9 protein-coding genes are annotated in these 11,242 nt (G+C 73.7%); 4 read left to right on the plus strand and 5 right to left on the minus strand.

All coding sequences use genetic code 11. The annotated features are described in order from the left end of the window. The 4 genes from AB0H87_RS30085 to dnaK form a co-directional block, all read right to left on the minus strand. Positions 1–403 (minus strand): helix-turn-helix transcriptional regulator (locus AB0H87_RS30085; protein ID WP_360153011.1); only part of this gene is annotated, 403 nt, incomplete at its 3' end. An 8-nt stretch (positions 404–411) separates the two neighbouring features. Beyond that, entirely contained in the window at positions 412–1,605 is a 1,194-nt protein-coding gene (gene dnaJ, locus AB0H87_RS30090; protein ID WP_360153014.1) for a molecular chaperone DnaJ, read from the minus strand. Between the two features lie 39 nt (positions 1,606–1,644). Beyond that, positions 1,645–2,394, minus strand: coding sequence for a nucleotide exchange factor GrpE (grpE, locus tag AB0H87_RS30095; RefSeq protein ID WP_360153017.1), 750 nt, complete (start codon positions 2,392–2,394; stop codon positions 1,645–1,647). 34 nt (positions 2,395–2,428) lie between these two features. After that, the gene (dnaK, locus tag AB0H87_RS30100) at positions 2,429–4,315 is read right to left on the minus strand and encodes a molecular chaperone DnaK (protein ID WP_360153020.1); all 1,887 of its coding nucleotides are present in this window, start codon (positions 4,313–4,315) and stop codon (positions 2,429–2,431) included. Positions 4,316–4,461: 146 nt separating this feature from the next. Here dnaK and AB0H87_RS30105 point away from each other — a divergent pair, with 146 nt between their 5' ends. From AB0H87_RS30105 to AB0H87_RS30115, 3 genes are read left to right on the plus strand one after another with little or no spacing between them, the layout of a single operon-like run. Then, positions 4,462–6,231 (plus strand): ABC transporter, encoded by a 1,770-nt coding sequence (locus tag AB0H87_RS30105; RefSeq protein WP_360153023.1) that lies wholly within the window; start codon positions 4,462–4,464, stop codon positions 6,229–6,231. After that, positions 6,228–7,928, plus strand: a complete 1,701-nt coding sequence (locus AB0H87_RS30110) for a GTPase (protein ID WP_360153026.1) — start codon at positions 6,228–6,230, stop codon at positions 7,926–7,928. The genes AB0H87_RS30105 and AB0H87_RS30110 overlap by 4 nt, the downstream gene beginning before the upstream one ends. A 51-nt stretch (positions 7,929–7,979) precedes the next feature. Further along, positions 7,980–9,197: a hypothetical protein gene (locus AB0H87_RS30115; RefSeq protein ID WP_360153029.1), complete on the plus strand. Its 1,218-nt coding sequence runs from the start codon at positions 7,980–7,982 to the stop codon at positions 9,195–9,197. Between the two features lie 49 nt (positions 9,198–9,246). On the opposite strand, the gene AB0H87_RS30120 is transcribed toward AB0H87_RS30115, so the two are convergent. Then, positions 9,247–9,975, minus strand: a complete 729-nt coding sequence (locus AB0H87_RS30120) for a hypothetical protein (protein ID WP_360153032.1) — start codon at positions 9,973–9,975, stop codon at positions 9,247–9,249. A gap of 135 nt (positions 9,976–10,110) precedes the next feature. Between AB0H87_RS30120 and AB0H87_RS30125 the strand changes: the two genes are divergently transcribed. Further along, the coding region (locus AB0H87_RS30125; protein ID WP_360153035.1) for a hypothetical protein at positions 10,111–11,242 on the plus strand (1,132 nt) is incomplete at its 3' end.

The following is an 11,242-nucleotide window of genomic DNA, read 5'->3' on the forward strand; positions in this document are numbered from 1 at the left end:
CGCGCGCGGTCGGCACCAGGTCGCCGCGCGGGTAGGCGCTGACCGCCTCCAGCTCGGCGATCCGCTGGTAGGCCGCGGTCAGTGCCGCCTCGAGGTCGGCGACCCGGTCGCGCAGGTCGCCCACGGTCTGCTCAAGCCCGATGATGCGGCGGATGCCCTCGAGGTTGACACCCTCGTCCTGGCTGAGCCGCTGCACCTCGCGCAGCAACTCGACGTCGCGGGTGCTGTAGCGGCGCCCGCCGCCGGCCGCCCGGCCGGGCTGCACCAGCCCGAGCCGGTCGTACTGCCGCAGTGTCTGCGGGTGCATGCCGGCCATCCGCGCCGCGACCGAGATGATCAGGACCTTGGCGTCTGACGACGCTTCGATCGTGACCGAGATTTCCTGTTCCTCGTAGGACGCCATCGGACGTCTCACCTCCGCCACAAGGTGTCGCGACCCGCGTCCGGCGAGAGCACGGCGAACTTCTCCAGCGCCTCGCGGGCCTCGTCGGTCAAGGCCGTCGGCACGGCCACCTCTATCGTGACGAGGAGGTCACCGGCCTGTCCATCGCGCTTGGTCACGCCCTTGCCCCGGGCCCGCAGGACCCGGCCCGCCGGCGTGCCCGGCGGCACCCGCAGCGTCACGTAACCGTCCAGCGTGGGCACCCGCAGGTCGGTGCCGAACACCGCCTCCGGGTAGGTGATCGGAGCGGTGATGGTCAGGTCGTTGCCGGACCGGCCGAACATGTCGTCGGCCCGGACCCGCACCAGCACGTAGAGGTCGCCGGGGGGACCACCGCGCTCGCCGGCCTCGCCCCGGCCGGCCAGCCGGATGCGCTGCCCGTCGGAGACGCCGGCCGGGAACCGCACGTTGAGCGTGCGGGCCTTGGTGACGCCGCCGGTGCCGCGGCACTCCGGGCACTTCTCGTCGACGATCGAGCCGACGCCCTGGCACTCGCGGCACGGCTCCGAGAAGCTGAACGAGCCCTGGTTGCGGGTGATCAGCCCGGAGCCCTGGCACTGCGGGCAGGTGCGCGGCTGGGTGCCCGGCTTGGCACCGTTGCCGTGGCAGGTGTCGCAGACGCCGGGCGCCCGCAACGTCAGCGGCAGCGTCACGCCGCGGACGGCGTCGCCGAAGTCGAGCGTGACCTCGGCCTCGACGTCACGACCGCGGCCGGGGCCGCGGGGTTGGGTCCGCGCGCCGCCCGAGAAGATCGAGCCGAACAGGTCGGAGAAGCCCGCTCCACCGAACCGGCCGTCGCGACCGGTGCCCGTGGTCGGGCCGCCACCGCCGCCGAAGCCTCCGAACAGGTCCGACAGGTCCGAGGCGTCGAAGCCACCCGGGCCGGGCCCGCCGCCGGTGCGCGCGCCCCGCCGGAACGCGCCCGCGCCGAAGAGCGAGCGCATCTCGTCGTACTCCTTGCGCCGACCGGTGTCGGAGAGCACGTCGTACGCCTCGGAGACCGCCTTGAAGCGGTCCTCGGCCTCGCTGTTGCCCGGGTTGTGATCGGGGTGCAGCTCCCGGGCCAGCTTGCGGTAGCTGCGCTTGATGTCGTCGGCGGAGGCGGACTTCGGAACGCCGAGCACGGCGTAGAAGTCCTTCTCCAGCCAATCCTTGGAGCCCACGTCAGTCCGCCTCCCTTCCGACTATCCGCAGGTTTCGGGTCACTCGGGGTCGGCCACCGCGACCAGCGCCGGTCGCAGCAGGCGGTCGCCGAGCTGGTAGCCGCGGCGCATCACGTCGATGCACGTCGGCTCCGTGACCTCGGCCGAGGTCAGGTGGGCCACCGCGTCGTGGCGGGTCGGGTCGAACGGGTCGCCCTTCTCGCCGAACGCGGTCAGCCCGAACTTGCCCAGGGCCGTGACGAGCTGTTCCGCCACACTTCCGAACGGCCCGACCAGGTCGCCGTGTTCCCGCGCCCGGTCGAGGTCGTCCAGCACCGGCAGCAGCGTGCTGATCACCTGGCCGGTGGTCTGCTCCGCCGCCAGGCCCCGGTCGCGGTCGACCCGCTTCCGGTAGTTGGCGTATTCCGCGGACACCCGCTGGAGGTCGCGGGTGCGCTCCTCCAGGTCGGCCCGCAGCGACTCCAGCTCAGCTCCGAGCCCGGCCGGTGCGGCCGGCTCTTCCAGCTGCTCGGCCGGCTTCTCCTCGGTGCCGGCGTCAGCGGCCGGCGCCGGGGTGTCGACCGGCTGCTGCTCGGCCGGGGCTTCTGGGCCGGGCACCTCGGTGTCCTCCTTGGCGGCCGGCTCCGCAGGCTCGTCCTTCTCGGTCCTGAGCTTGCCGGTCGCGTCGATCCGTCGCTTGTCCCGGATGACGATCCGCTCCGCTTCCTTGCCGTCGGCTTGGTCGCGCTCGGTGCCACCCGGCGCCGACCCGGCGGCGGCCGGGTCGGCGGCTCGTGGCTTTTCCGTCATGCCGACATCCTCACTGACGTCGCTTGCCGTCGGGTCACTTCTTGTCGTCCTCGACGATCTCGGCGTCGACCACGTCGTCCGGACCGCTGCCGTTGCCACCGGGAGCACCGGTGCCCGGGCCGGCGGCGCCGTCGGGGCCGGGGCCGGCCGTGCCGGGGCCGCCGGGGCCCGCCTGCTGCTCGGCCTGCTGCTGCGAGTAGAGCAGCGAGCCGGCCTGCTGCGAGACCTGCGCCAGCTTCTCGTGCGCGGACTTGATCTTCTCGATGTCGGTGCCACCGAGCGCGCTGCGCAGGTCGCCCAGCGCCTCGTTGATCTGGTCACGCGACTCGCCCGGGAGCTTGTCGCCGCTCTCCGCGAGGAACTTCTCGGTCTGCCACTGGAGCTGCTCGGCGAGGTTGCGGGTCTCCGCCTCGTCGCGCCGGCGCTTGTCGTCGTCGGCGTGCTCCTGCGCGTCGCGCATCATCCGGTCGATGTCGTCCTTCGGCAGCGCGGAGCCACCGGTGATCGTCATCGACTGCTCCTTGCCGGTGCCCAGGTCCTTGGCGTTGACGTGGACGATGCCGTTGGCGTCGATGTCGAAGGTGACCTCGATCTGCGGCACGCCGCGCGGCGCCGGCGGGAGACCCGTGAGCTCGAAGGTGGCGAGCTTCTTGTTGTAGGCCGCGATCTCACGCTCGCCCTGGAAGACCTGGATCAGCACGGACGGCTGGTTGTCGTCGGCCGTCGTGAAGACCTCGGAGCGCTTCGTCGGGATCGTGGTGTTGCGCTCGATCAGCTTGGTGAAGATGCCGCCCTTGGTCTCGATGCCGAGGCTCAGCGGGGTGACGTCGAGGAGCAGAACGTCCTTGACCTCGCCCTTGAGCACGCCGGCCTGCAGCGCGGCACCGACCGCGACGACCTCGTCGGGGTTGACGCCCTTGTTGGGCTCCTTGCCGGTGAGCTGCTTGACCAGGTCGGTCACGGCCGGCATCCGGGTCGAGCCACCGACCAGGATGACGTGGTCGACGTCGGCGACCTTGACGCCGGCGTCCTTGATGGCCTGCTCGAACGGCTGCTTGGTGCGGTCCAGCAGGTCCTGCGTCATCCGCTGGAACTCCGACCGGGACAGCGTCACGTCGAGGTGCAGCGGGCCGGCCTGCCCGGCGGTGATGTAGGGCAGGTTGATGTTGGTGGTGGTCGCCGCGGAAAGCTCGATCTTGGCCTTCTCGGCGGCCTCACGCAGCCGCTGCAGCGCCATCTTGTCCTGCGAGAGGTCGATGCCGTGCTGGCCGCGGAACGTCTTGACCAGGTGCTCGATGACCCGCTCGTCCCAGTCGTCACCACCGAGGTGGTTGTCGCCCGAGGTGGACTTGACCTCGACGACGCCCTCGGCGAGCTCGAGGACGGACACGTCGAACGTGCCGCCACCGAGGTCGAACACCAGGACGGTCTGCTCCTTGGAGCCCTTGTCGAGGCCGTAGGCCAGGGCCGCCGCCGTCGGCTCGTTGACGATCCGGAGCACGTTGAAGCCCGCGATCTCGCCGGCCTCCTTGGTGGCCTGGCGCTGGGCGTCGTTGAAGTACGCCGGGACGGTGATAACCGCGTCGGCGATCTGCTCGCCCAGGTAGGCCTCGGCGTCCCGCTTGAGCTTCATCAGGACGCGGGCAGAGATCTCCTGCGAGGTGTATTTCTTGCCATCGATGTCAATCGACCAGTTGGTGCCCATTTCCCGCTTGACCGAACGGATCGTCCGATCCGGGTTGGTCACCGCCTGGCGCTTGGCGACCTCACCGACGAGCACCTCGCCGTTGCGGGCGAACGCGACGATCGAGGGGGTCGTGCGCGCACCCTCCGCGTTTGCGATGACGGTGGGCTCACCGCCTTCGAGGACGCTGACGACCGAGTTCGTCGTGCCGAGGTCGATGCCGACCGCACGTGCCATGGCTACTTCCTTATCTCAAGTTGAGTGGATCGGGCTCAATGATGCCACGATCACGCCAGTCGTCAAATTGGGTTGAGTGTGGTTCGCGCAACTTCAACCGCCGCGTTCCTGTTGAACAGGCTGCATAGATCGGGCACGCTTTACCCGTGACGACGCAGGTAGCGGCGGTGGCTCCCGAGGGGCTACCCGGCGCGCTGGGCCGACTACGGGCAGCGATCTCCGCCGCCGACTACCCCCTGGCCTTGACCTCGGCGGCCGAGGCCCGCAAGGTCGGCGCCGCGCTCATCGATCAGCTCGACGACTATCTCCTGCCCAGGCTGGCCCGGCTCGACGCGCCGTTACTCGTCGTGGTCGGCGGCTCCACCGGTGCCGGCAAGTCGACCTTGGTCAACAGCCTCGTGCAGGCCCGGGTCAGCGCGCCCGGCGTGCTGCGGCCGACCACCCGGGCGCCCGTCCTGGTCTGCAACCCGTCCGACAGCCAGTGGTTCCGGCAGGGCGACCTGCTGCCCGGGCTGACCCGGACGACCCAGCCCAGCGACGATCCGCGGACGCTGCAGCTCGTCGCCGCGCCCGCGCTGACTCCGGGGCTGGCGTTCCTCGACGCGCCCGACATCGACTCGGTGGTCGACCAGAACCGGCAGCTGGCCGCGCAGCTGCTAGCCGCCGCCGACCTCTGGCTGTTCGTCACGACCGCCGCCCGCTACGCCGACGCCGTGCCGTGGGAGCTGCTGCGCACCGCCCGGCTGCGGGGCACGGTGATCGCCCTGGTGCTCGACCGGGTGCCGCCCGAGGCGGGTGACGAGGTGACCGCCCACCTGGCGGAGATGCTCGAGACCAACGACCTCGCCGAGGCGCCGCTGTTCGTGCTCCCGGAGACCGACGTCGACGGCCAGGGCCTGCTTCCGCACCGCGACACCGCCGAGATGCGGGCCTGGTTCGACCGGCTGGCCAGCGACGCCAACGCCCGCGCCGCCGTGGTCCGGCAGACCCTCGACGGCGCCGTGGCGGCCCTGCGGCCGGCCGCCGACGGGCTCGCGGCCGCCGCCGACGAGCAGGCCGCGGCGGCCCGGGCCCTGCGCGACCGGGTACGCCTGGCCTACCGCGGCGCGGCCGAGACCGTCGAGCGCAGCCTCAAGGACGGCCGGATGCTCCGCGGCGAGGTGCTCAACCGCTGGCACGAGTTCGTCGGCACCGGCGAGTTCTTCCGGGGGCTGGAGGCCCGGATCGGCCGCATCCGCGACCGGATCACCGCCGCCGTCACCGGCCGGCCCCAGCCCGGCAACCGGCTCAAGTCGGCGATCGAGTCCCAGCTCACCACGCTGCTGCGGGGCGTCGCGGCCGATGCCGCCGAGAACGCGTACACCGGCTGGCAGGCCCATCCGGCGGGCGCCGCGCTGCTGGAGCCGGCGCTGGCCCGGCCGACGCCGGACCTCGCCGAGCGCGCCGACCGGCTCGTCCGCGACTGGCAGCGCGGCGTGCTGGAGCTGGTCCGCCAGGAGGGCAGCGACAAGCGGTTCGTCGCCCGGACGGCGGCGTACGCGGTGAACGCCACCGGCCTGGCCGTCATGATCGCGGTGTTCGCGTCGACGGCCTTCATCCCCACCGGCCTGGAGATCGGCACCGCCGCCGGCACCACGCTGGCCGCGCAGAAGGTGCTCGAGGCGATCTTCGGCGACCAGGCGATCCGCCGGCTCGCCGCCAAGGCCCGGCAGGACCTGCTCGAACGGGTCGACGTGCTACTCGCCGACGAGGCCGCCCGCTACTTCGACCGGATCGAGGCCGTCGGCGTCGACGCGGACCCGGGCGGCGAGCTGCGGGCGGCGGCGCAGGAGGTCGAGCGGGCGCGGTCGGCGGCGGCGCTCACCAGTGGCGCCAAGCTGGCGCTGCCACAGCGAGGTTCGGGGGCGCCGCAGTGACCCAGTTCCTGGGCCGGGTTCGGGAGAGCCTGCGCGGCAACCGCCGCGTCGACCCCGACGTGCTGCTCGGCCGCCTCGACGCGGTGCAGGGCTTCCTCGACGCCGCCGACGGGCACCTACCGTCCGAGCGGCTGGTGCCGGCGCACACGCTGGTGGAGCGGGCCACCGGCCGGCTCGCGCTGTCCCGCGACCACACGCTGGTCGCGCTCGCCGGCGCCACGGGCAGTGGCAAGTCCAGCCTGTTCAACGCGCTGGCGCACATGCGTCTCTCGCCCGTCGGGGTCCGCCGCCCGACCACCGGCCAGGCGTTCGCCTGCGTCTGGGGCGCGGCCGACGGCGCGGCCGGGCTGCTCGACTGGGTCGGCGTGCTGCCGCGCAACCGGTTCGCCCGGGAGAGCCCGCTGGACGGCGACGACGAGGCCGCGCTGCGCGGCCTGGTGCTGCTCGACCTGCCCGACTTCGACTCCGTCGAGGCATCCCACCGGGTCGAGGTCGACCGGCTGCTCGGCCTCGTCGACCTGATCGTCTGGGTGGTCGACCCGCAGAAGTACGCCGACCGGGTGGTGCACGAGGCCTACCTGCGCGAGTTCCACCGGCACAAGGACGTCACCGTCGTCGTGCTCAACCAGGCTGACCGCTTGTCCACCGCCGACCTGCCGAAGGTGCTCGACGACCTGCGCCGGCTGCTCGAGGAGGACGGCCTCGGCGGCGTGCCGGTGCTGGCCACCGCGGCCGTCCAGGACGCGGCCATGGTCGAGCTGCGCCGGCTCCTGGAACGCACGGTGGCCGAGCGCCAGGCCGCGCTGCGCCGGCTCAGCAGCGACGTCGACACCACCCTCGCCCGCCTCGACGACCTGGTCGGCGGTCCCGCGCCGGAGGACGTCGACAAGAGCACCGTCCGCAGCCTGGCCGACGCGCTCGCCGGCGTCGCGGGCGTGCCCGCCGTGGCCGACGCGACCGAGCGGGCCTACCGGCACCGGGCGGGTTCCGCGACTGGCTGGCCGCTGGTCAGGTTCTGGCGCAAGCTGCGGCCCGACCCGCTGCGCCGGCTCCACCTGCACACCCCGCCCGTGGCGGGCACCGAGGTCGCCGTGGGCGGGAGCGAGCCGCCCCCGCCGGCCCGGACCTCGCTGCCCGACCCGACCGCCGCGCAGCGGGCCTCGCTCGGCATCGCGCTGCGCGGCGTCACGGACAACGCGGCGAGCGACCTGCCCGAGCCGTGGCGGGTCGCGGTCGGCGGCGCCGCCCGGTCCCGGCTGGGCGACCTGCCGGACGCCCTCGACAAGGCCGTCGCCGGCACCGAGCTCGGCGTCGAGCGCAAGCGCGCCTGGTGGCGGGCTGTCGGCCTGCTGCAGTGGGTGCTCACCCTCGCCGCGGTGGCGGGGCTCGGCTGGCTGGTCGCGGGCTACATCGTCCGCGCGCTCGGGCTGCCCCGGTTCGACTACCCGATGTTCGGCGAGATCCCGCTACCCACGCTGGGGCTGCTGGGCGGTCTGGTCGCCGGCATCCTGCTCGCGCTGCTGGTGAAGCCGTTCATCCATCTGGGTGCACGACGCGCCCGGCGGCGGGCCGAGGCACGGATGCGTGAGTCCGTCGGCGAGGTGGGCCGCGACCACGTGATCGCGCCGGTCCGGGTGGTCCTGCGCGATTACACGACCGCCCGCGACGCGTACGCCGCCGCCCTACCGCCCCGATAGCGCACTTTTGCCGATAGTGCCCGCTACGGCCGACGAGCGTAGGGTCGTCACATGGCGACGCCACAGACCCCCTTCGAGGCCGTGCTCAAGGCCGCGCGGGACGTCGACAAGCTCGACTGCGCGCTGGACGCCGAGATGCTCGGCACCGCATTGCTCGGCAGCGTCTACGCGGTCGCCGAGGAGGACCGCGCCGGCGCCGTGCGCAGCTTCGTCGAAGGTTTCCTGACCGCCACCTCCCGCCGGCGGGCCGCGGCCGCGACCACGATCCGGTCCGTTTTCGCCTCCCTCGTGCCCGACGCGACCGGTGCCGCCACCGTCAAGCCCGGCGCGCAGGCGCCGTCGTGGTCCGGCCAGCTCGGGCGGGTCCGGCCGACCGGCACCTATGCCTATGGCGACGTGTACGGCGACCAGACGTCCTACCTCGCCACGTTCGCCTACGAGGACGACGCCGAGGGTGGCCCGGAGCACGCCGTGGTCGCGCTGGTCGACCACAACATCGGCATCACCAAGGACGTCTTCGTCGGCGGCCCGGCCGAGCGGATCCTCGGCCAGGTGCGGCGGATGTGCGCCGCCGACGGGCTGACCTGGTTCCGCGAGGAGGACCCGCGGACCCTGCGCGACGAGGTCGCCCGGCACCTGCGGATCACCGACGAGCTGGGCGACCTGCCCGGCGAGGGCTCGCTGGCCACCGACCGGGCGCTGGTGGGTGCCCGCCTGGCGCTGTTGCCGGCGCCGACCCTGCGCCCGGTGCCCGACCTGCCGGAGCCGCTCGGCGACGAGCAGCGTTCGGCGCTGATCCGCACGTTCCTCGCGTCACCGGAGGCGGCCCGCTTCGAGCTCGACCAACTGCCCGAGAGCGACCTCGGCTCGCTGCACTTCTGCCTCTCGCTGGTGCTGGACCACGCGGCGAGCCTGCCCGACGCCGACCCGATCCGGTGGAGCCCGATAGTGGTCGAGCTGTTCCTGCTCGACTGGGTGCACCGGCGGGCGGTGCTCGACATGGACGACGCCGCGCTGCTGCCCCGGGTGGTCCGGGCCTGGGCGTCGTACGCCTCCCGGGTGCGCGGCCTGCCGGCCGAGGCGGTCGCGGCGACCGACCAGGCGGTGGAGGACACCGTGCCGGAGTTCGTGCGGCTCTACACGACCGGTGAGCGGCGCAGCCCCGCGACCGCGGCCGTCGCCCAGCTCATCGCCGAAGGGGTCGACCTCAACGATCCCGCGGCCCTCGACGCCTGGCTGGCCGAGAACCGCGACCGCCTGGGCGACTGACCCCGTTGAAAAGGGCGGCCGATCGGCCGCCCTTTTTCGCTGTCGTGCGTCAGTTCGTCGGCGTGGCCGACGGGTCACCGCTGCCGGCCGGCGCGGCCGCCTTCGGGGTCAGGCAGAGCACGTTGTCGGCACGGCCACCGGAGACCTCGACGATCGGCTGGCCCTTGTCGGGGCACTGGGCCGCGTCGTCCACCCGCGAGACCACCTGGAACGCGTCCGGCTCGGCGCAGGACGCCGAGATCGCCGTGTCGCCCGACCGGCGGACACACTCGCCGACGGCCGGGTTGAAGCCGTCGCCGCTGGACCGGGTGAACAGGTAGACCACCGCCAGCGGGATCACCAGCAGCAGCACCGCGGCGCCGAGGACCATCGCCAGCACGCGGCCGTTGCGCTCCTTGGCCGGCGGCTCCGGCTTGTCGTCAGTCGCGGCGGGCGTCGTCGCGGTCGCGTCGGCGTCCGGGCGGAACGCTTCGAACCGGTTCTGGTCGGCGTCGGGCGGACCGGCCGACCAGGTCGCGGTCGGCGGGCCACCGGCGTTGCCGGGCCGGTTGACGGCGCCGAGCGGGCGACCCGAGTTGAGCGGGCCGCTGATCCGGCCGTGCGGACCGGCCTGCGGACCGCCGGGCGCCGGCGGCACCCCGACACTGCCGGCGTAGCCGCTCGGCGGACGGATGCCCTGCGGCCCCTCGGGCGACTCGCCACCCGGCCGCCCGTCGGGCGGCGCGACCCGCGCACTGGAGCGGAACGTGCCCGGCGGACCGGGCGGCGGAGGCGGCACCTCGATCGGCGGACCGAACGCGGTCGGCGGGCCCTGCGCGTCGCCCGGGCCAAAGCCCTCGGGACGGCCGCCGCCGAAGGGCGCGCCGAAGCCACCGTCGCCGGGCGCGCCGTCGTCGGCGCGGCCGGGGAAGCCTTGCTGCTGGCCACCGAAGCCGTTGTCGTCGCCGCGGCCCGGGAAACCGCCGGCCTGCTGGCCGCCGAAACCGCCCTCGTCGCCGCGACCGGGGAAGCCTTGCTGCTGGCCACCGAAGCCCGGCTGCTGCGGACCACCGAAGCCGGCGTCGTCACCGCGGCCAGGGAAGCCCGGCTGGCCGCCGAAGCCGGCGTCCTCGCCACGCCCAGGGAAACCGCCCGGCTGCGGACCGCCGAAGCCACCGTCGTCACCGCGCCCGGGGAAACCGGGCTGGCCGGCGAAGCCGGTCTCGTCGGGGCGGCCAGGCGAACCGCCGCCCTGCTGGTTGCCGAAACCGCCGTCGTCGCCGCGACCCGGGAAACCGCCGGACTGCTGGCCGCCGAAACCGCCCTCATCACCGCGACCCGGGAAACCGCCGGACTGCTGACCGCCGAAACCGCCCTCATCACCGCGACCCGGGAAACCGCCGGACTGCTGACCGCCGAAACCGCCCTCATCACCGCGACCCGGGAAACCGCCGGCCTGCTGGCCGCCGAAACCGCCCTCATCACCGCGACCCGGGAAACCGCCGGACTGCTGACCGCCGAAACCGCCCTCGTCACCGCGACCCGCAAAGCCGCCGGACTGCTGGCCGCCCTCATCACCGCGACCCGGGAAACCGCCGGACTGCTGACCGCCGAAGCCGCCCTCGTCACCGCGACCCGCGAAGCCACCGGGCTGCTGGCCGCCGAAACCGCCCTCATCACCGCGACCCGGGAAACCACCGGACTGCTGGCCACCAAAGCCGGCCTCGTCACCGCGACCCGGCTGGCCGCCGAAACCGCCCTCATCACCGCGGCCAGGGAACCCGCCGGACTGCTGGCCGCCGAAACCGCCCTCGTCGCCGCGGCGCGGGGGCTGCTGGTTGCCGAAGTTGGGCTCGCCCGAGGCCGGGTAGCCCGACTGCGGGCCGCCGAAGCCGTGGTCGTCGCGCGCCGGCGAACCCGGGAAGCCCGGCGGGTAGCCGGGCTGCTGGCCCGCGAACGCGTTCTCGCCCGGTCGCCCGGGCGCGCCTTGGCGACCGCCCTGCGGGGCGTCCTGGTCGCGGCTGGGCGGCTCGCCGAAGCCCGGGAAGCTGCTGCCGTCGTCGCCC

Source organism: Asanoa sp. NPDC050611, assembly GCF_040654855.1.
Taxonomy (GTDB): Bacteria; Actinomycetota; Actinomycetes; order Mycobacteriales; family Micromonosporaceae; genus Asanoa.

What these genes read in the sequence shown, in the direction of transcription:
- grpE (WP_360153017.1), bottom strand. Translation starts at nt 2,394, where the DNA reads ATGACGGAAAAGCCACGAGCCGCCGACCCGGCCGCCGCCGGGTCGGCG.
- dnaK (WP_360153020.1), bottom strand. Translation starts at nt 4,315, where the DNA reads ATGGCACGTGCGGTCGGCATCGACCTCGGCACGACGAACTCGGTCGTC.
- AB0H87_RS30115 (WP_360153029.1), top strand. Translation starts at nt 7,980, where the DNA reads ATGGCGACGCCACAGACCCCCTTCGAGGCCGTGCTCAAGGCCGCGCGG.